The organism is Bradyrhizobium sp. SZCCHNS2022, assembly GCF_032377575.1.
Taxonomy (GTDB): domain Bacteria; phylum Pseudomonadota; class Alphaproteobacteria; order Rhizobiales; family Xanthobacteraceae; genus Bradyrhizobium; species Bradyrhizobium aeschynomenes.
Genome location: NZ_JAUHHZ010000001.1, coordinates 708,195 through 728,578, shown reverse-complemented (window position 1 = coordinate 728,578; position 20,384 = coordinate 708,195). Strand labels below are relative to the sequence as shown.

General features: G+C 66.0%; 16 protein-coding genes. 7 read left to right on the top strand and 9 right to left on the bottom strand.

The window, feature by feature from the left end; translation table 11 throughout:
• Positions 1 to 6: 6 nt before the first annotated feature.
• The 5 genes from QXZ94_RS03175 to QXZ94_RS03155 form a co-directional block, all read right to left on the bottom strand.
• On the bottom strand, positions 7 to 1,233 hold the full coding sequence (locus tag QXZ94_RS03175; protein WP_315719203.1) for an MFS transporter: 1,227 nt from the start codon (positions 1,231 to 1,233) through the stop codon (positions 7 to 9).
• 74 nt (positions 1,234 to 1,307) lie between these two features.
• Positions 1,308 to 1,961 carry a DNA oxidative demethylase AlkB gene (gene alkB, locus QXZ94_RS03170; protein WP_315719202.1) on the bottom strand — a complete coding sequence of 218 codons (654 nt, stop codon included), beginning with the start codon at positions 1,959 to 1,961 and terminating at the stop codon, positions 1,308 to 1,310.
• A 5-nt stretch (positions 1,962 to 1,966) separates the two neighbouring features.
• Positions 1,967 to 2,710, bottom strand: coding sequence for a 2OG-Fe(II) oxygenase (locus QXZ94_RS03165; protein ID WP_315719201.1), 744 nt, complete (start codon positions 2,708 to 2,710; stop codon positions 1,967 to 1,969).
• Between the two features lie 176 nt (positions 2,711 to 2,886).
• Positions 2,887 to 4,239 carry an amidase gene (locus tag QXZ94_RS03160; RefSeq protein WP_315719200.1) on the bottom strand — a complete coding sequence of 451 codons (1,353 nt, stop codon included), beginning with the start codon at positions 4,237 to 4,239 and terminating at the stop codon, positions 2,887 to 2,889.
• 6 nt (positions 4,240 to 4,245) lie between these two features.
• Positions 4,246 to 4,569 carry a hypothetical protein gene (locus tag QXZ94_RS03155; protein WP_315719199.1) on the bottom strand — a complete coding sequence of 108 codons (324 nt, stop codon included), beginning with the start codon at positions 4,567 to 4,569 and terminating at the stop codon, positions 4,246 to 4,248.
• Between the two features lie 191 nt (positions 4,570 to 4,760).
• Here QXZ94_RS03155 and QXZ94_RS03150 point away from each other — a divergent pair, with 191 nt between their 5' ends.
• The 4 genes from QXZ94_RS03150 to QXZ94_RS03135 all read left to right on the top strand — a co-directional run bounded on the left by QXZ94_RS03150 (position 4,761) and on the right by QXZ94_RS03135 (position 8,589).
• Positions 4,761 to 5,174 carry a Zn-ribbon domain-containing OB-fold protein gene (locus QXZ94_RS03150; protein ID WP_315719198.1) on the top strand — a complete coding sequence of 138 codons (414 nt, stop codon included), beginning with the start codon at positions 4,761 to 4,763 and terminating at the stop codon, positions 5,172 to 5,174.
• Positions 5,175 to 5,178: 4 nt separating this feature from the next.
• The gene (locus QXZ94_RS03145) at positions 5,179 to 6,318 is read left to right on the top strand and encodes a thiolase C-terminal domain-containing protein (RefSeq protein WP_315719197.1); all 1,140 of its coding nucleotides are present in this window, start codon (positions 5,179 to 5,181) and stop codon (positions 6,316 to 6,318) included.
• 113 nt (positions 6,319 to 6,431) lie between these two features.
• Positions 6,432 to 7,346: an SDR family oxidoreductase gene (locus tag QXZ94_RS03140; protein ID WP_315719196.1), complete on the top strand. Its 915-nt coding sequence runs from the start codon at positions 6,432 to 6,434 to the stop codon at positions 7,344 to 7,346.
• Positions 7,347 to 7,473: 127 nt separating this feature from the next.
• Positions 7,474 to 8,589, top strand: a complete 1,116-nt coding sequence (locus tag QXZ94_RS03135) for an SMP-30/gluconolactonase/LRE family protein (protein WP_315719195.1) — start codon at positions 7,474 to 7,476, stop codon at positions 8,587 to 8,589.
• Between the two features lie 1,015 nt (positions 8,590 to 9,604).
• Here the strand turns inward: QXZ94_RS03135 and ppc are convergent.
• The 3 genes from ppc to QXZ94_RS03120 form a co-directional block, all read right to left on the bottom strand.
• Positions 9,605 to 12,388 carry a phosphoenolpyruvate carboxylase gene (ppc, locus tag QXZ94_RS03130; RefSeq protein ID WP_315719194.1) on the bottom strand — a complete coding sequence of 928 codons (2,784 nt, stop codon included), beginning with the start codon at positions 12,386 to 12,388 and terminating at the stop codon, positions 9,605 to 9,607.
• A 138-nt stretch (positions 12,389 to 12,526) separates the two neighbouring features.
• A complete protein-coding gene (locus tag QXZ94_RS03125) occupies positions 12,527 to 14,071 on the bottom strand; it encodes an acyl-CoA synthetase (protein WP_315719193.1) in 1,545 nt (514 codons plus the stop codon).
• A gap of 126 nt (positions 14,072 to 14,197) precedes the next feature.
• Positions 14,198 to 15,007 carry a crotonase/enoyl-CoA hydratase family protein gene (locus tag QXZ94_RS03120; RefSeq protein ID WP_315719192.1) on the bottom strand — a complete coding sequence of 270 codons (810 nt, stop codon included), beginning with the start codon at positions 15,005 to 15,007 and terminating at the stop codon, positions 14,198 to 14,200.
• Positions 15,008 to 15,109: 102 nt separating this feature from the next.
• On the opposite strand from QXZ94_RS03120, the gene QXZ94_RS03115 reads away from it, so the two are divergent.
• Together QXZ94_RS03115 and QXZ94_RS03110 are read left to right on the top strand one after the other, a co-directional pair.
• Positions 15,110 to 15,985, top strand: coding sequence for an SDR family oxidoreductase (locus QXZ94_RS03115; RefSeq protein WP_006613814.1), 876 nt, complete (start codon positions 15,110 to 15,112; stop codon positions 15,983 to 15,985).
• A 119-nt stretch (positions 15,986 to 16,104) separates the two neighbouring features.
• Positions 16,105 to 17,685, top strand: a complete 1,581-nt coding sequence (locus tag QXZ94_RS03110) for a fatty acid--CoA ligase (RefSeq protein WP_315719191.1) — start codon at positions 16,105 to 16,107, stop codon at positions 17,683 to 17,685.
• Between the two features lie 311 nt (positions 17,686 to 17,996).
• Here the strand turns inward: QXZ94_RS03110 and QXZ94_RS03105 are convergent, their stop codons facing one another.
• The gene (locus QXZ94_RS03105; protein ID WP_315719190.1) at positions 17,997 to 19,271 is read right to left on the bottom strand and encodes an acyl-CoA dehydrogenase family protein; all 1,275 of its coding nucleotides are present in this window, start codon (positions 19,269 to 19,271) and stop codon (positions 17,997 to 17,999) included.
• A gap of 157 nt (positions 19,272 to 19,428) precedes the next feature.
• On the opposite strand from QXZ94_RS03105, the gene QXZ94_RS03100 reads away from it, so the two are divergent.
• A complete protein-coding gene (locus QXZ94_RS03100) occupies positions 19,429 to 20,208 on the top strand; it encodes an enoyl-CoA hydratase-related protein (RefSeq protein ID WP_315719189.1) in 780 nt (259 codons plus the stop codon).
• Positions 20,209 to 20,384 lie beyond the last annotated feature (176 nt).

Genomic DNA, 20,384 nt, shown 5'->3' with positions numbered 1-20,384 from the left:
CCGGTCTCACGGCGGGGACGCGCGGCGTCCCTGCCATCCGGCGGCGGCCATCACCAGCAGGCCGGCGCCGGCCACGAACCAGCACGCGACCGGCGCCCATTGCACCAGCGGCGCATAGTCCGGCAGCTTCTGCAGGCCGCCCGCAACGGCCGCGATCCGCGCGAACGTGGCCAGCGCCAGCGCCGAGAACACCAGCCCGGTCACCTTGCCCTCGGCACCGGTCGTCCCGATCGCGAGCGCGGCCGAGATCGCGCTCATCATCATGCAGCCCCAGGCCGCACCGGCGATGAACTGCGCCACGATCAGCACCGTGAGCGCGCCCGCGAGCTCGGCGATCACGATCGCGATCGCGCCGAGCAGCCCGGCGATGCCCATGACGATCAGGCCGCCGCGATGTTTGACCACCACGCTCGCCGGAAACAGCACGAGATTGAAGCCGATCCAGAACACCGGCATCAGCCACGGCAGATCCTCCGGCTTGGCAAAGCGGAGATAGAACGCCGAGCTGTTGATGCTGAAATGCAGCTGATAGCCGAGCGCCAGGACCACCATCGCGCCGATGAACAGCAGCGGCAGCCCGCGCAGCGGCTTCGGCTCGGCCTTGGCCGCCGCCGGCGCTGCGGCCGGACCACCGGCTTGCGCGACGCGTGAAAGTCCGAGCGCGGTCAGCAGCAGCACGGCCGAGGAGATGATGAAGGGCAGCCGCGCATCATAGTCGCGCATGATCACGCCGAGATACGGTGACACCGCGCCGGCCACGCCATAGCCGAGCATCACCAGCGCCATCAGGAACGGCACGGCCGGCCGCGCCGCATGACGCCCGAGCAGAGTGAGAGGCGGCGCCCGCAGCACCGACGACGTCAGCGCCCACACCACGATCAGTCCGATGAACACGGCCGGACCGGCGGTCGCCGCCACGAACGGCAGCGCGACGAAAGCGGCGCAGGATACCGCCGTGACGAGACCGATGAAGACGCCGAAGCGGCTGGCGAGCGGCCCGATGCGATCGGCGGCGATGCCCATCGCCGTATCCGACAGCGTGAACACCGCCTGGTCCAGCATCAGGATCAGGATCACGGCGGACGGCGCGATGCCGGCCTGCGCCGCGAGCTTCGGCAGATAGATCACGTAGGTGGTCCACAGCAGGCTGAACACCAGCTGCAGCAGCGCGAGGTGAAGTCCGAGCCGCGTCGCCGCCGGCGCGCGCTCGTCCGCAAGTTCGACAGTGCTCATGGCCCCTCTCCCGGGCGCAGCATAGAGCGCGGGCGGCGCATTGCAAAATGCGCGAGGTCACAGAGCGGCCGGGACTACCGCGCGCGGCGAAACGTCAGGTTGATGCGCCGGCGGCCGAGCAGCGCGTGCTCGCCATCGGCGAGCGGAGCTATGCCATGAAAGGCGAGCCGCGCCGGCCCGCCCCAGACGACGACGTCGCCGTGAACGAGCCGATAGCGTTGCGTCTTGTCGGTCCGCTTGAGGCCGCCGAACAGGAATGTCGCGGGAAGACCGAGCGAGACCGAAACGATCGGCGCGCCGACGTCGCGCTCGTCGCGGTCCTGGTGCAGCGACATCTTGGCCCCGGGCTCGTAGCGGTTGATCAGGCAGGCATCGGGCGCGAAGCCGGCAAAGCCGGCCTCGCGCGCGGCATTCTCGGCAAGCTCACGCAACAGCGGCGGCATCGCCGGCCAGGGCTGCCCGCTCTCCGGGTCGACGGGATCGTAGCGATAGCCGCTGCGGTCCGTCACCCAGCCGAGCGGCCCGCAATTGGTCATCGCGACCGACATCTGATGGCCGCCGGGCGTGATCATGCGGCGGAACGGCGCCTCCGCTGTGATCGCCTCGATGGCGGTGATCAACTCCATCTCATGCGGCCGCGCAAAGCCGCGCAGCATCGTCGCGCCCGGCGCGAGTTGCTCGCGCGCTGGCCCGCCCGCCTCGAGAGCATCGAACAGATCAGCCGTCATACGCCTCACTTCGCATCATGAAAGATCACGCCGAGCGTATGCCGCCGGCCGGCGCGCAGCCGGCTGACGCCATGGCGCATGTTGACGCGGTAGCTGCCGCGCGTGCCCTGGACGGGGCGATTGTGGACCGCGAACACCACGGCATCGCCCTGCCGCAGCGGCACCACCTCGGCGCGCGACTGCATCCGCGGCCGCTGCTCCGTCAGCACGAACTCGCCGCCGTCGAAATCGCGCCCGGGCTCGGACAGCAGGATCGCCACCTGCAGCGGAAACACGTGCTCGCCATAGAGATCTTGGTGCAAACAGTTGTAGTCGCCTTCGTCATATTGCAGCAGCAGCGGCGTCGGCCTGACCTGGCCGGCGGCATGACAGCGGGCGAGGAACTCATCATGCTCAGCGGGGTATTGGATGTCGATCCCCATCGTCGCGTTCCAGCGATTGGCGATCGGAACAAGCTGCGCATAGAGCTGCGGCCTTAAGCGCGCGATTGGCTGCGGCAACGGATAAGCGAAATACTTGTACTCGCCGCGCCCGAACCCGTGCCGCGCCATGACCACCCGGCTGCGGAAGTGGCCGTCCTCCGGATAGAGCGACGCCAGCGTGCGGCACGCCTCGGGCGAGACCAGCTGCGGCAACACCGCGCAGCCGCTGGCGTCGAGGTCGCGTTCAACCATCGCCCAATCGATCGCATCGATCCCGGTCGCGACGGGAGAATCGATAAGGGGCGCTGCCCGTGTGAGTCTGGCCATGGATCAATCCCAGCTGTCATTCCGGGGCGGCGCGCAGCGACGAGCCCGGAATCCATACGCTCGATCGTGGTTATGGATTCCGGGCCTGCGCGCAAGGGCGCGCATCCCGGAATGACGAGGATGCGACAGAATGCAGGCCGACGGCCACCCGATTTCCGGGCTCGTCTTGCTCCGCCTCAGCCCCGCACCACGCCCTCGATGCCCGCTGCGATCTCCAGCAGCTTGCGGTCGTGGCCGCCGGCCTGCGCCAGCATCAGGCCGACCGGGACCTCGCCGTGGCGATGGGCCGGCAGCGAGATGGCGCAGCCGTCGATCATGTTGATGAATGTGCAGTTGCGCAATGCGCGGATGTTCTCGCGGGCGAAGGCGGCGTCGTCGGCGAGATCGGCGATTTTGGGCGGCGCGTTCGCGGCGGTCGGCATCACCAGCGCATCATAGGGCGCGATGCGCGCGGCGGCGCGCGTGACCAGGGAGCGGCGCGCGTTGAGCATCTCGATGTAGTCGGGCACGGTGATTGCCTCCCCGCGCATGATGCGGACGGAGACGCGCGGATCGTAGACGTCGCCCTTCGCGGTGAGCAGGACGCGGTGCCAGGCGTAGCTCTCGGCGGCGGCGAAGCCGCCCTTGGCGCCGATGATGCCGACGTCGAGAAACTCGGGGAATGCGATGCGCTCGATCAGCGCGCCCTGCTTCGCCAGCGTCTCCAGCGACCGCTCGAACGTCGCGGCCACCTCGGCATCGAGCTCGTCGAGCACGATCGTCGTCGGCACCGCGAGCCGGAGGCCCTTCACCGGGCGCGGCGCCAGCGGCCGGATCGGCTCGTCGGCGAGCACGGAATCCAGCACCGCACAGCAGGCCACCGTGTTGGCGAGCGGGCCAAAGCTGTCCAGCGTGGTCGACAGCGGCACGCCGCCGTCGAGCGGCACCCGCGACTGGGTCGGCTTGTAGCCGGTGATGCCGTTGAACGCCGCGGGGATGCGGCAGGAGCCGCCGGTGTCGGTGCCGAGCGCGCCATAGGCCATGCGGTCGGCGACGGAGACCGCCGCGCCCGAGGACGAGCCGCCGGGCACATAGCCGACGTCGCGCTTCCAGGCGCTCTTCGGCGTGCCGTAATGCGGATTGATGCCGATGCCGGAATAGGCGAACTCGGTCATGTTGGTGCGGCCGATCACGACGAAGCCCGCCTTGCGCAGCCGCGCCACCGCGGGTGCATCGGCGTCGGCCGGCGCGGAATCCTCCAGCGCACGCGAGCCGGCGCGGGTCACCTGGCCCTTGATGTCGAACAGGTCCTTGATCGAGATCGGAATGCCCGCGTGAGGCGACGGCGCCGCATTGGCCTTGCGCAGCGCGTCCATGCCGTCGGCGGCCGAAAGCGCCGCCTCCTTGTCGACGTGGATGAAGGCGCGCTGGCCCTCGCCGGCGGGATCGGCGATGCGGGCGAGACAGTCCTCGACGAGCTTGCGGGAGGTCGTGCGTCCCGCGGCGAGATCGTCGGCGAGCGCGGCGAGGGTGGGATTGGCAGCGGTCATGGCATCCTATCGAGGGTGAGCGGCATCGGCCGAAATGTCGAGATCGAGCAGCGCGGAACTCAGCGACTTGCCGTGCGCATCCAGCGCCAGCGAACGGGTGACCCCGCCGCCGAGCGCCCGGCTCATCACGAAGTTCAGCGCCGCGATGTTGGGCAGCTCATAGCGGACCACCTCCCCCCAGACAATGCCGGCAAAGTGCGCCCTGACCCGCTCCGCCGTCACCTCTGCGAGCAGCAGCGGATAGTGCCTGGGATCATAGGCGATGACCGAGATGTTCGAAGTGTCCCCTTTGTCGCCGGTCCTGGAATGGGCGATGTCACGCAGCTTCATCTCGTCTCCGATCATGTTGAAAGCATCAAAGACCAATTTTCATCGGGCGGCAATTGCCGCCAAGACACCTCTGCACCACCAGGAGGGCCGCATGCGCAGCGCGATGGACCGTTGACGCCCCCTCGCCAAATGGCGCATCAAAACGGCAAAGCAGCGGGCGACGGAGCCCGCCTCACGGGAGGATCACCGGGATGGCCGAGCCGATGCGCGCACGCCCCAAGCCGACGCCGGAGACGCAGCATTTCTGGGACGGCACACGCGCCGGCGAGTTGCGCCTGCAGCGCTGCGACGCCTGCGCTCACGTCTACTTTCCGCCGCGGCCGTTCTGCCCGTCCTGCGCCAGCCGCAAGGTCACCGTGTTCAAGGCGTCGGGAAAGGGCACGCTGTACAGCTACGTGATCAATCACCGCCCGGCCGCGCCAGGCTTCACGCCGCCTTACGCGATCGCCGTCGTCGCGCTGGCGGAAGGTCCGCGGATGATGAGCAACATCACCGGCTGCCCGCAGACACCGGAGGCGCTCGAGCTCGACATGCCGCTCGAAGTCACCTTCGAGCCGCTCGACGACCAGATCACCCTGCCCCTGTTCCGGCCGGCGAAAGGATAGCGCCATGCGTCGCAACCAGGTCGCCGTCGTCGGCGCGGCCGAGACCACCGAGCTCGGCGTCATTCCCAACATGTCGCAGATCCAGCTGCATGCGGATGCGGCGCTGAATGCGATCGCCGATGCCGGGCTGAAGCTGTCGGACATCGACGGCTTCGCCACTGCGGTCGAGACGCCGCAGCAGATGTGCCACTATCTCGGCATCACCCCGACCTGGGTCGACGGCACCTCGGTCGGCGGCTGCTCGTTCATGCTGCACGTCCGGCACGCGGCGGCGGCGATCGAGGCCGGGCTGTGCAAGACCGTGCTGATCACCCATGCCGAGAGCGGCAAGTCGATGATCGGCAAGCTGCCGCGTTCGATTCCGGCCGACAGCCTGCAGGGCCAGTTCGAGGCGCCGTTCGGCGTCTACGGCCCGCCCAGCATGTTTCCGATCCCCGTGCTGCGCTACATGAAGACCTACGGCATCACCCATGAGCAGCTCGCGATGGTCGCCGTCGTGCAGCGCGAATGGGCCGCGAAGAATCCGCGCGCCATGATGAAGGACCCGATCACGGTCGAGGACGTGCTGAACTCGCGCATGATCGCCTATCCATTCCGCCTCTTGCAGTGCTGCCTCGTCACCGACGGCGGCGGCGCGCTGATCCTCACCTCGGCCGACCGCGCCAAGGACTTCCCACGCAAGCCGGTGTACATTCTCGGCACCGGCGAGAGCGTGGAGACGCCGATGGTCAGCCAGATGGAGACGTTCACCTCGTCGCGCGCCTTCAAGGTCGCAGGGCCCCTCGCCTTCAAGGAGGCCGGCATCACGCATGCCGATGTCGATCACCTCATGATCTACGATGCCTTCGCGCATCTGCCGCTGTTCGGCCTCGGCGATCTCGGCTTCATGCCGCATGAGGAGACCGGGCCCTTCATCGCCGCCGGCCACACGCGACCCGGCGGCAAGCTGCCGCTCAACACCAATGGCGGCGGCCTGTCCTACATGCATTCGGGCATGTACGGCATGTACGCGCTGCAGGAGAGCGTCCGACAGATGCGCGGCATCGCTCCGGCGCAGGTGCCGAATGCCAAGATTTCCGTGTGCCACGGCGTCGGCGGCATGTTCGCCGCGTCGGGCACGATCATCTTCACCAACGAAAGATAGTCAGCTTCCGTCATTCCGGGGCGGTCCGCAGGACCGAACCCGGAATCTCGAGATTCCGGGTCTGGTGCTTCGCACCATCCCGGAATGACGGAGCCCAACAAGGAGAACCTCTCATGGCCAAATCGCTCCAGGACAAAGTCATCATCGTCACCGGCGCGGGCCGCGGCATCGGGCGCGAGATCGCGCTGCTGTGCGCCGCCGAGGGCGCCAAGGTCGTGGTCAACGATCCCGGCGTGGCCTCCGACGGCTCGGGCACCAGCGCAGCGCCGGCGGAAGAAGTGGTCGAGGAGATCCGCAAGGCCGGCGGCACGGCGGTTGCCAATTTCGAGAGCGTGTCCGAAGCGATCCCGGCCAGCAAGATCGTGAAGGCCGCCACCGATCACTTCGGCAGGCTCGACGGCGTCGTCAACAATGCCGGCATCCTGCGCGACATGATCTTCCACAAGATGAGCATCGAGGCGTTCGAGGCCGTCATCAAGGTGCATCTGATGGGCTCGTTCTACGTGTCGCACTCCGCGGCGCGGCTGTTCCGCGAGCAGGAGAGCGGCTCCTTCGTGCACTTCACCTCGACCTCCGGCCTGATCGGCAATTATGGCCAGGCGAACTACGCCGCCGCCAAGCTCGGCATCGTCGGCCTGTCGAAGTCGATCGCGCTCGACATGGGCCGCTTCAACGTCCGCTCCAACTGCGTCTCGCCGTTCGCCTGGAGCCGCATGATCGGCACCATCCCGGCGGAGACCGAGGCCGAGAAGGAGCGCGTCGAGCGGATGAAGCGGATGGGGCCGGAAAAGATCGCGCCGGTCGTCGCCTATCTCCTGGGCGATGCCTCGAAAGACGTCACCGGCCAGATCTTCGCTGTCCGCATGAACGAGATCTTCCTGATGGGCCAGTCGCGTCCGCTGCGCTCGGTGCATCGCGGCGAAGGATGGACGCCGCAGACGATCGCCGAGCACGGCATGCCGGCGCTGAAGCCGTCGTTCTACAAGCTCGATCGCTCCGCCGATGTGTTCGGCTGGGATCCGATTTGAGATTTGCAGCGCGCAAAATCGTCTCGCAGCGCAAACTATCTCAAGTTGTTTTTTATCCGAACAACCCGCTGAAAGCCACGATTCCGTCGTATGGTCGCCTCCCAACAAAAAACGTTCGGAGGAAACCATGACGAATTCACGGCACGACACCCTCAAGGACTTGCCGGCCGAAGCCGACCGCTTCGACCGGCGCACGCTCCTCAAGGGTGTCGCCGGCTTTGCCGCCGCGGCAGCAGCGGTCTCGCCGGCGATGGCGCGGGATTTCGGACCGGGCGCGCAGCCGCAGCGCTATCCCGATCCCGACATCGTCGTGATCGACGAGAAGCGCTTCAAGGCCAAGGTCGGCAACACCGTCATCAAGCGCCTGTTCACCGGATGTCTGTGGGCGGAAGGACCGGCGTGGAATACGCAGGGCCAGTATCTCGTCTGGAGCGACATCCCGAACAACCGGCAACTGCGCTATCTCGACGACGACGGCCACATCTCGCAGCAGTTCCGCAAGCCCTCGAACGAGTCCAACGGCAACACCTTCGACTACGAGGGACGGCAGATCACCGCGGAGCGCACGCGTCTGGTCCGCTTCGAGCACAACGGCACGGTGACGGTGCTGGCCGAGAAGGCCAACGACAAGCCGCTGAACGGCCCGAACGACATGGTCGTCAATCCCGCCGACAAGTCGATCTGGTTCACCGATCCCGGCTACGGCGCGATCAACCTCTACGAGGGTCAGAACGTCCGCAACGGCTCCAACCAGCCGTTCCAGAAGGAGGCCGTCTATCGCGTCGACGCGCAATCGGGCGCAGTCACCAAAGTGGCCGACGAGCCGTTCAAGCCGAACGGCATCGCCTTCAGCCACGACTACAAGAAGCTCTATGTCTGCGACACCGGCATCACCCATTATCCGAACGCCAAGAACGTGGTGTGGCAGTACGACATCAACGGCGACAAGCTGTCGAACCCCAAGCCGTTCATCGACATGACGCTCGACGGCAAGTCGGGTTTCCCCGACGGCCTGCGCGTCGACATCGACGGCAACATCTGGGTCGGTGCCGGCTGGGTCGGCGAAGGCTATGACGGCGTCCACATCTTCGCACCGGACGGCCAGCGCATCGGCCAGATCAAGCTGCCGGAGATCTGCGCCAACGTCTGCTTCGGCGGCAAGAAGCGCAACCGCCTGTTCATGACCGCGAGCCAGTCGCTGTACGCGGTGTATGTGGAGACGCAGGGCGCGCATATTTGTTAGGTCGGACCCTGCCTCGTCACGCGGCGTCCCGCGTAGCGGGACGTCGGTTCTCATGCCCCATCAGCCGCCACGCGATCGCAGCCTCGCCTTCCTCTGCAGCTCTCCGTCATTCCGGGGCGATCGTCAATGCGACGCCGCAAAGCGGCGCGCGTTGGCGATTGAACCCGGAATCTCGAGCTTCCTGAAAAAGAACGCAAGACAACATCTGGATTCCGGGTTCAAGGCCTTCGGCCTTGCCCCGGAATGACGGTGGACTTAGCTAAGCTGCCACATTGAATAGGTCCTCATCTTCTAAAAAATAAAATCTTCTTGCGTTTTTTCAGCATTCGTGCTTTCCTCCCTCCATCCCGCCTCAAGCAAGGGGCGTAGCGCGCGATCGTCACGACACGCGAGGCGGGGATGCGATGGCCGCGATGGAGCCGCAGCGTGTCTTCACGGATGCGCGGACGAACGGCTTTGTTGCGGACGTGAAATCGCGTGGTCCTGGCGCCCCGAAGCAGGCGTCAAGTCCGTTGTGATGCCCAGCATCGCACGGGCGACGGTGTCTACGAGCCGGCACACCGGGGAGATCGCGTATAAGCGTGAAGACATCGCGCGGGGAATGCCGGATGTTCGGCTGAACCTGTGGTGACTGCCGCCTGCTTATCTTTCTGCAGGCGGGCCATGGGTGAGGCCTTCACCCGGCATTCCCTGCGCCCTTGCTCGTTTGCGAGGGCCGTACCGATGGCAACAGCTCGGGCATGAAGTGCCGCGAGAGCGTCAGCTTACGTCCCGTTTTTTCCGACCGCTGTTAGAGCCGTGAATCCGTCGCATCCACCACCGTCGTCCCGGACAAGCCGCGACGCGCGAAGCGCGGCGTGGCGCCGATCCGGACCCACGCCGCGGCGATCGTGGTGGGCAAAAAGGCCAACGACCAGCGTGCCTCAAACGCTCCCTGGGGGTATGGGTCCCGGCGCCGCGTGCGCAATTGCGCACTAGGCCGGGACGACGGCGAGGCTGCGGCTGCTATCGTGGGCTACCCCGTATTCCTCAACCCTGCCGAGATGCCGTTGATCGTGAGCTGGATCCCGCGCAGCACCTGCTCGTCCGGGTTCTGCGCGCGGTGCGCCTTCAACAGTTCGACCTGAACATGGTTGAGCGGATCGAGATACGGAAACCGGTTGCGCACCGAGCGCTCCAGCAGCGGGTTGCCTTGCAGGAGCCGCTCTTGTCCCGTGATGTCGAGCAGCGTCTCGATCACCAGATTCCATTCCCGCCGGATGCGGCCAAAAATCTTTTCGCGCAGGGCCTCGTCGGGCACCAGCTCGGCATAGCGCGAGGCGATCGCGATCGAGCTCTTGGCGAGCACCATGTCCATGTTCGACAGCAGCATGCGGAAGAACGGCCATTCCTGATAGAGCTCGCGCAGGAACGGCATGCCCTGCTCCGGGTTCTCCGCGATCCAGGTCTCGACCGCGCTGCCGAAGCCGTACCAGCCCGGCAGCATCAGCCGGCACTGCGCCCAGGAGAACACCCAGGGAATGGCGCGGAGGTCCTCGATCGCGCGGGTCTTCTTGCGCGAGGCCGGACGGCTGCCGATGTTCAAGGTCGCGATCTCGTTGATGACGGTCGAGGCCCAGAAATAATCGACGAAGCCGTCGGTCTCATAGACCAGGCCGCGATAGGCCTTGAAAGCCAGCTCGGAGAGCCGGTCCATCGCGGTGAGGTATTCGCGCTTCGGCGCCGGCTGCCGCGGATGCAGCAGGCTGGCCTCGAGCGTCGCCGCCGCGAGAATCTCGAGGTTGTTGCGGCCGACTTCGGCGTTGGAATATTTGCTGGAGATGATCTCACCCTGCTCGGTGATGCGGATCTGACCGTTCACGGCGCCGCCGGGCTGCGCGATGATGGCGTCATAGCTCGGGCCGCCGCCGCGGCCGACCGAACCGCCGCGGCCATGGAACAGCCGCAGCCTGACGTTATGACGCTCGAAGATTTCGACGAGATGGATCTCGGCCTTGTAGAGCTCCCAGCCCGAGGTGACGAAGCCGCCATCCTTGTTGCTGTCGGAATAGCCGAGCATCACCTCCTGCACGGCGCCGCGGCTGTCGACCAGGCGGCGATAATCGTGCAGCGCCAGCATCCGGTCCATGATGCCGCTGGACGCCTGCAGGTCCTCGATGGTCTCGAACAGCGGCACGATGTTGACGGCGCAGCGGCCGGCCGGGTCGATCAGGCCGACCTCCTTCAAGAGCAGCGCGACCTCGAGCATGTCCGACATGCCCTTGCACATCGAGATGATGCACTGGGTGATCACGTCGGCGCCGAAGGTGGCGTGCGCCTCGGCCGCGGCGCGGAACAGATTGAGCTCGCCGACGGTCTCGTCGCTGTATTTCACGAACTGCGACACCAGCGGGCGGGTGTTGCGCAGCTCGCTCACGAGCAGGCCGACGCGGGCGTCCTCGCTCAGCGCCATGTAGGACATGCCGGGCATCGCGGTGTCGATCAGCTCGGCCACGGTGCGCTCATGCACCGCCGAGTTCTGGCGGATGTCGAGCCGCGCCAGATGGAAGCCGAAGCAGTCCACGGCGCGCCGGAGCATCCGCAGCCGGCCGCGCGCGATCACCTCGGCATTGTTGGCGATCAGCGAGCGATGCAGCACGTCGAGATCGTCCTGCAGCTCCTTGAAGCCGTCATAGGGCGCGACCGCCGCCACCGGCAGACGGCTGATCTGGATGCCGAGCTTCTTCGCGGTGGCCGCCAGGCGCGCATAGATGCCGGACACCGCCAGCCGATAGGGTTCGCCGCTGCGGTGTGGGGAGGTATCGGGCGAGCGCTCGGCGAGCACGCGCAGCTCTTCGGACACGTCGGCGAGATGGGCTGCAATGGACAGCTCACTGCCGAGCAGATGCAGCTCTTCGAGATAGTAGTGCAAAGCCAGGCTGGATTGCAGCTTCAGCGTTCCCCGCATCACCTCGGCAGTCACGAACGGGTTGCCGTCACGGTCGCCGCCGATCCAGCTGCCCATGCGCAGGAACGACGCCAGGTCACCCGCGACCTCGGCGCCCTCATTGAGCCGATCCTCCAGCGCGCACAACAGCCGCGGCACCTCGCGCAGGAAGGTGTAGTCGTAGAACGACAGGCCATTCGTCACTTCGTCGAGCACCGTGAGCTTGGTCCGGCGCAACAGGTTGGTCTGCCACAGGGTCAGCACGGCGCGGCGCAGCGCCTCGTCATTGGCCTCGCGCTCGTCCGGCGTCAGCTGCATCCGCTCGCGGCGGTCGAGCAGCATCGCGATCTCCATCTCGCGATCCATCGTACTCTTGCGCCGCACTTCTGTCGGATGGGCGGTGAGGACCGGGCTGACCAGCGCGGTGGAAAAGAACTTGCGCAGCTCTGCAGCCTCGAACCCGGCCGACTTGGCATGCGCGAGCGTCGCCGCCAGCATGCCGGCGCCGCCGTTCGCATCGGTCCTGGCGCGCATCCGGCGGATGTTGTTCTGGTCCTCGGCGATGTTGGCGAGGTGGGAGAAATAGCTGAAGGCGCGGACGATGCGGACGGTCTCCGCGGTCGACATGCCGTCCAGGATCTGCTCCAGCTCGCGCCTGGCCTGGCGGTCCTCGTCACGGTGAAAGCGCACCGACGTCTGGCGTATGCGCTCGACGAGATCGAACACGTCTGCGCCCTCCTGGTCCCGGACGGTGTCGCCGAGGATGCGGCCGAGCAGCCGGATATCGTCCCGGAGCCGCGCGTCCTCCTCCATGGCCTGCGCCTCGGCGGCGCGATTGGGGCGGATTTCCTCTGGTATGGCTTGCGGCGACATGGATGCGCTCTCCAGCAGCTGCCCATTTACGGGTCAGTCTGCCGTATCTGTATTGCAGCGCAAGATCAAGAAAGAGGCGTCGCCTGCCCTATTCGATGCGGGTTTCGTCTCCGCTCGCCATCGAATGCCGCCCTCGCGCTAGATCTTCCGTCCGGCCCGCTCCCAATAGGGATCCCGCAGCCGCCGCTTGAAGATCTTGCCGGAATCCTCGCGCGGCAGTTTGTCGTGGATTTCGATCTGCCTGGGCACCTTGTAGTCGGCCAACGACGCTTTCAGCCGCGCCTTGATCTCGCCCGTATCCAGCGTGGCGCCGGGCTGCGGCTCGACGACGGCCATCAGCGCCTCGCCGAACTCCGCGTCGGGGATGCCGAACACAGCGCAATCATGCACGCCGGGCACCGCATGCAGCACGGCCTCGATCTCGGCCGGATAGATGTTGACGCCGCCGGAGATCACCATGTCGCGCTTGCGGTCGCACAGGAAGACGTAGCCCTCTTTGTCCATGTAGCCGACGTCGCCGGAGGTGATGAAGCCGTCGCGATCGATCTCTGCGCGCTTGTCCGGCTTGTTGTGATAGGTGAAATCCGGGTTGCCCGCGATGCGCGAATAGATCTCGCCGATTTCCCCCTGCGGCAGCACGCGGCCGTCCTCGCCAAGGAAGCGCAACTCGGCGCCCGGCGAGACCTTGCCGACAGTGCCGGGCTTTTTCAGCGCGTCCTCGGAGGTTGCGAAGGTCACGGCGCCCGACTCGGTCGAGCCGTAGAACTCGTAGATCACGGGGCCCCACCATTCGATCATCGCGCGCTTGACGTCGGCGGGGCACGGCGCGGCGGCGTGGATGACATGGCGCAGCGACGACACGTCGTAGCCGCGGCGCACCTCCTCGGGCAACTTCATCAACCGGATGAACATGGTCGGGACCATGAAGATGGTATCGATCCGCTCCGCCTGAAGGATCGCGAGAAACTCCAACGGCTCGAAGCGCGGCATCAGCACCAGGGCGCCACCGAGGCGGCCGGCCCGCAGGCCAAAGGCGTTCGGCGCCGAATGGTACAGCGGCCCCGGCAACAGCGCCCGCGCGCCCGGCTGCAGGCCATAGATCAGCGCCCGCATCCGCTCGGCCGAGGCCGCCTGCTCGATCGTCGGCGCGTTGCGACGCACGCCCTTCGGGTGGCCGGTCGTGCCCGAGGTGTAGATCATGTTCTGCGGCTGCGGCACCTGCGGCCCTTCGTAACGGCTCTGCCGGGCGAGCCAATCCTCCAGCGCGACGGCGAAGTCGGGCGTTTCGAGCAGATCGGAATCGATCTTGTAGTTGGACAGGATTTCGGGCGGCGTCGGGACGCTGATCACGGTGACGCCGGATGGGATCAGACCGCGCAACTGGTGCAGGAGATCGGCGTGACCGATCAGCACCCGCGTTGCGGAGTCCTTGAGGATGTAGTCGATCTCCTCCGGCTTGAAGTGCCAGTTCACCGGCACGCCATAGGCGCCCAGCCGCATCGCGCCATAGGCCGCCTCGATGAAGGCGATGTCGTTGCGCATCAGCATGCAGACGCAATCGCCCTGGCGCACGCCGAGCTGCACCAGGCCGCTGGCGATCCGCGCGGCGCGGTCGGCGATCTCGGCGTGAGTACGGCGACGATCGCCGGAGATGATGCCCGAGAACAAAGAGGACGTTTCCATTTTCTTGTCTATCCGATCTGTCGTCGGTTCTATTTCATCGCGGTCATTCCGGGGCGATGCGCAGCATCGAACCCGGAATCTCGAGATTCCGGGCCTGCTCCTTCGGAGCATCCCGGAATGACCGTGCTAGTCCGCAAACTTCGGCGCACGCTTCTCGATGTTCGCCCGCACCGACTCCAGCTGGTTCGGGCTGCCGATCAGCTTCTGCTGCTCGACCGATTCGGCGAGCAGCGCCGGGCCCGGATCGACGGAGAGGTTGTTCAGCATCCGCTTCGCGGCGCGGATCGCATCGGGGTTCTTGCCGGCGATCTCACGCGCCGTCTCGAGCGCGGCCGCGCGCGGATCGGCGCAGATGCGGGTGACGAGGCCGTAGGCCTGGCCTTCCTCCGGCGAGAACACCCGGCCGGTATAGGTCAGCTCCCGCAGGATGTCATCGCGCATCAAGGTCGCCAGGATCGGCGTGCCGGCCATGTCAGGCACGAGGCCCCATTTGATCTCCATGATCGACATCTTGGTGTCGGGCGCGACGTAGCGCATGTCGGCGCCGAGGGCGAGTTGGAAGCCGCCGCCATAGGCCACGCCATGCACCGCAGCAATGACCGGTACCGGCAGCTGCCGCCAGCCCCATACCGCCTGCTGGGCGAAGTTCGCCTTGCCGTGGGTGCGAACGGTGAGGTCACGCTTCTCGCCGCCAGCGATCCCGTTGCCGCCGGACTCCTTCATCGCCGCAAAGCGGCCCATGTCGAGCCCGGCGCAGAACGCACGGCCCTCGCCGGACAGCACCACCGCGCGCAGCCCCTTTTCCTTCGACAGCCGTTCGGTGGCCGCCACCAGCGCCGCGAACATCTCCTGATCGAGCGCATTCATCTTGTCGGCGCGGACCAGGCGGACATCGGCGACGCCGTCCTTGATCTCGATCGCGATGCGGTTGTCCATCGAGCGGTCTCCCTACGAATGTCTTTGTGACTTTACAGAAGGCTGTTGGAGCGTTTTAGTCAATCGACCAATTAACTCACAAGATGTCAGGCGGAAACTCCCATGTTCAAGGACAATCTCCTCGAAGGTCGACGCATTCTGGTGACCGGCGGCGGCACCGGCCTTGGCAAGGCGATGGCTGCGCGCTTCCTGCAGCTCGGCGCGGAAGTGCATATTTGCGGACGGCGGAAAATCGTCTGCGACGAGACCGCGACAGAGCTGATGGATCTCTATGGTGGCCGCGTCACCAGCCACGGCGTCGACATCCGCAACGCGATGGCGGTCGAGGAGATGATCGAGGCGATCTTCCAGGAGGGCGGCCTCACCGATCTCATCAACAACGCCGCCGGCAACTTCATTTCCCGCACCGAGGAATTGAGCCCGCGCGGTTTCGACGCAGTCGCCAACATCGTCATGCACGGCACGTTCTACGTGACGCATGCCGTCGGCAAGCGCTGGATCGCGGCGAAGCAGCCGGGCAATGTCGTGTCGATCACGGTGACCTGGGTGCGCAATGGTTCGCCTTATGTCGTGCCGTCGGCGATGAGCAAATCGGCGATTCACGCCATGACGATGTCGCTCGCCACCGAATGGGGCCGCTATGGCATCCGCCTCAACACCATCGCGCCCGGCGAAATTCCGACCGAGGGCATGAGCAAGCGCATCAAGCCGGGCGACGAGGCCGGCGCGCGCACCAAGGCGATGAACCCGATGGGACGCGTCGGCACCATGGAGGAGCTGCAGAACCTCGCCGTGTTCCTGATCTCCGGTGGCTGCAACTGGATCAACGGCGAGACCATCGCGATGGACGGCGCGCAGGCGCTCGCCATGGGCGGCAATTTCTATCAGCTGCGCGACTGGAGCGACGACGACTGGACCAAGGCCAAGGAGTCGATCAAGGCGCAGAACGAGAAGGACCGCGCGACGCGCACGAGCTGACGGCGCTGTTGATTGGCGGCGCGTGCCCTGTAGACTGACGCAAGATGCTCGCTCCGGCGCAATCCGGAGCGGGATGTTTAAAAAAGAAACGAAGAACACGGCACAATCGGAGGGGAAACATGTCCGTCACGACGGCAGTGTCGACGCTCGTCGACGTCGTGCGCAGCCAAGCGCAGGCACTCGGCTCCGCCACCGCCTATGAGTTCGAAGGCCGCATCACCAGCTTTGCCGAATTCGACCGCAAGACCAACCAGGTCGCAAATGCGCTGAAGGCGCTGGGCATCGAGCCGGGTGAGCGGATCGCCCATTTCGGCAAGAACAGCGACGTCTATTTCGAGCTGCTGGTCGGCGCCATGAAGGCCAACGTCGTGATGGCGCCGGTGAACTGGCGGCTGGCCGGTCCTGAGGTCGCGTTCATCGTCGAGGACTGCAGGGCCCCTGCCCTGTTCGTCGGGCCCGAATTCATCACGCTGATCCGACAGATCCGCGACCAGTTGCCGAGCGTGCGGCACATCATCACCACGGAGGGCGGCGCGCCGGAATGGCAGGACTACACCGCCTGGCGCGACGCACAGAGCGCCGATGATCCTGGCGTCGAAATCACGCCGAAGGATATCGCGCTGCAGCTCTACACCTCCGGCACCACGGGCAAGCCGAAGGGCGCAATGCTGTCGCATGCGAACTTCCTCAACCTCGTCAACACCGGCAATCCGGAGGAGAAGCCGGACTGGAACAAATGGTCCACCGACGACGTCTCGCTGATCGCGATGCCGATCTTCCACATCGGCGGCTCCGGCTGGGGCCTGATGAGCCTGTATCACGGCGCCCGCGGCGTCATCGCGCGCGAGTTCGATCCGACCAGGATCCTCGATTTCTTCGAGCAGTCCGGCATCACCAAACTGTTCATGGTGCCCGCTGCGATGCAGTTCGTGGTGCGGCAGCCGCGCGCGCGGCAGGTCGATTTCTCGCGGCTCAAATACATGCTCTACGGCGCCTCGCCGATTCCGGCAGCGCTGCTCAAGGAATGCATCGACGTGTTCAAATGCGGCTTCGTGCAGATGTACGGGATGACCGAGACCACCGGCACCATCATCGCGCTGCCGCCGGAGGACCATGTCGAGGGCCTCGAGCGGATGCGCTCGGCCGGCAAGCCACTGCCCGGCATCGAGGTCGCGATCATCGATGTCAACGGCAATCCGCTGCCGCCGCGCGAAGTCGGCGAGATCGCCACGCGCTCCGGCTCCAACATGACGGGCTACTGGAATCTGCCGGAGGCGACCGCGCGCACGCTCGGCAAGGACGGCTGGCTGCGCACCGGTGACGCCGGCTACATGGACGAGGACGGCTACGTCTACATCCACGACCGCATCAAGGACATGATCATCTCCGGCGGCGAGAACATCTATCCGGCCGAGGTCGAGAGCGCAATCTGCGATCATCCCGATGTCGCCGAAGCCGCCGTGATCGGCATTCCCGACGACAAATGGGGTGAGGCGGTCAAGGCGATCGTGGTGATGAAGCCAGGCAAGCGCGCCACCGAGACCGACATCATCAACTTCACCCGGACCCGCATCGCCGGCTTCAAGACGCCGAAGACCGTCGACTTCCTCGACGCCCTGCCGCGCAATCCCTCCGGCAAGATCCTGCGGCGGAATCTGCGCGATCCGTATTGGGCGGGAAAGGACCGGCAGGTGAATTGACTATTGGCGGGCTGGGAGCGTGCCCGCTCCACGAGTCATTCCGGGGCGCGCCGCGCAGCGGGGCGAACCCGGAATCCATACTCACGAAACCGGGTGGGGCGCGATCTGGTTGTGGCGCTGGTCTTCGTCACGCGGGCGGTCGTGGTTATGGATTCCGGGCTCGTGCTGCGCACGCCCCGGAATGACGGCGGAGAGAGTTTGCGCGCTCTCCCCCCCTCATTGCGAGGCGCCTTGCGCCGAGCAATCCAGGGGCCAGGTGGACAGGTCTGGATTGCTGCGCTGACGCTCTCGATGGCTGAACTACGACGAACTCACCTCTTGTTCACCCCCATATACCCGAACAGGAACCCCGCCACCTTCCGCATCTGGATCTCTTCGCTGCCTTCGGTGATGCGGTAGCGGCGGTGGTGGCGGTAGATGTGCTCGAACGGCTTGTGGCGCGAATAGCCCATCCCGCCGTGCACCTGGATCGCACGGTCGGCGGCCTCGCAGCACAGGCGGTTAGCCCAGTAGTTGCACATCGACACCTTGTCGGACAGCGTGTGCTCGACCTGCGCCTGGGTGAGCTGATCCATCTCCCACGCGGTCTTGCGGATCAGCAGCCGCAGCATCTCGGCCTGCGTCGCCAGCTCCACCAGCGGCCATTGGATCGCCTGGTTCTCCGCCAGCGCCTTGCCGAACGGCTTGCGCTCCCGCGCGTAGTTGACGCTCTCATTGATGCAGAAGACCGCGGCGCCGAGCGAGCTCGCCGCCTGCCGGATCCGGTTTTCGTGGACGAAGCATTGCGCCAGCGACAGGCCCCGCCCGACCTCACCGAACAGCGCGGCCTCGGGCACGAACACGTCGGTGAAGCTGACGCGGGGATGGTCGGTCGGCATGTTGAAGGTCCAGAGATACTCCTCAACCTTCACGCCCTCGCTCTTCGCCGGCACCAGGAAGCAGGTGATGCCGCGGGCATCGCCGTCATTGCCGGAGGTGCGCGCGAACAGTGCGCAATGGGTGGCGACGTGCATGCCCGTCGTCCACATCTTCTCGCCGTTGATCAGCCAGCCCTTGACGTTGTCGCGGGTGGCGGGAACAGCTTTCGTCTCCATGTGGGTCGCGTCGGAGCCGTGATGCGGCTCGGTGAGGCCGAAGGTGATGCGGTATTTTCCGGTGATCGAGCCGTCGATCATCGCCTTCTGGTCGTCGCGGCCGTAGCGGTCGAGCATGGTGACGATCGGCAGATTGCCGACGATGGAATGTTCGTTCTGCAGATCATTGTGCAGGCCGAGGCCCTTCGAGGCGAAATGCTCGCGGATTACGGCCATCCAGAGGTTGGAGCCGTCCTTGCCGCCATAGCGCTTCGGGATTGCGAAACGGAGGTGCCCGGCCGCATCGGCGCGGTCCTTGGCCTTGCGCAGCAGCTGCTCCCAGTCATGCCGCGGCAGCCCGCCATTCTCGAAATCGGTCCGCGCCCATTCGCGGCGATGATCGAAGAATCTGATGTTGTCGTCGGCGTCTTCCAGCGGCTTGATCTCGGCGGCGATGAAGCGGTCGAGCTCGTCAAGATAGGCGACCAGATCCTTTGGCAAGGAAAAATCCATGGCGTGTCTCCCTGTACGTATCGTTGTTGTTCTTGATCTTGGACCTGCGCCGCGTGCTTGTGGCGCGCAGCGCGGTTGCGTATTTGGATGACCGCGCACGCGGCGCAGACGCTAAGCTCGCGTGACGTTGCCAATCAGAAACCAGGAGGAACGGCCGATGGAGCTGAAGTTCTCGAAGATCACGCGCAAGGGACCGATCACGATCGTCACCCTGGCCCGGCCCGAGGTCTACAACGCCCTGCATACCGATGCCCATTACGAGCTCGAGGCGGTGTTCGACGGCTTCGCCGCCGATCCCGAGCAATGGGTCGCGATCGTCACCGGCGAGGGCGACAAGGCGTTCTGCGCCGGCAACGATTTGAAATGGCAGGCAGCCGGCGGCAAGCGCGGCTGGGGCCGAAGTGGCTTCGGCGGTCTGACCTCGCGCTTCGACTGCGACAAGCCGCTGATCGCGGCGGTCAACGGCGTCGCGATGGGCGGCGGCTTCGAGATTGCGCTGGCCTGCGACCTGATCATCGCCTCGGAGAATGCGACGTTTGCTTTGCCCGAGCCGCGCGTCGGCCTCGCCGCGCTGGCCGGTGGCCTGCAGCGGCTGCCGCGCCAGATCGGCATGAAGCGCGCGATGGGCATGATCCTCACGGGGCGCCATGTCGGCGCCCGCGAGGGCCACGAGCTCGGCTTCGTCAACGAGGTGGTGCCGCAGGGCGAGGCGCTGGCGGCGGCGGAGCGCTGGGCCGAGACGATCGCCAAGAACTCGCCGATGTCGATCCGCGCCTCCAAGCAGGCGATCGAGAAGGGCCTGGCGGTGTCGCTGGAGCAGGCCATCACCGAACAGCGCGACTACCCCGCGGTCCAGGCGATGATCCATTCGCAGGACTACATCGAGGGGCCCAAAGCGTTTTCGGAGAAGCGGGCGCCGAAGTGGTTGGGGCGGTGAGCGCCAATCGAGGTCGTCATTCCGGGGCGCGACGCAGTCGCGAGCCCGGAATCCATAACCACGATCGGGAGTATGGATTCCGGGCCTGCGCCTGACGGCGCATCCCGGAATGACAGCGGAGGTGATCAATCGACCTGGTCCGCTCTCACCACCGTCGTTGCGGGCGAAGCGAAGCA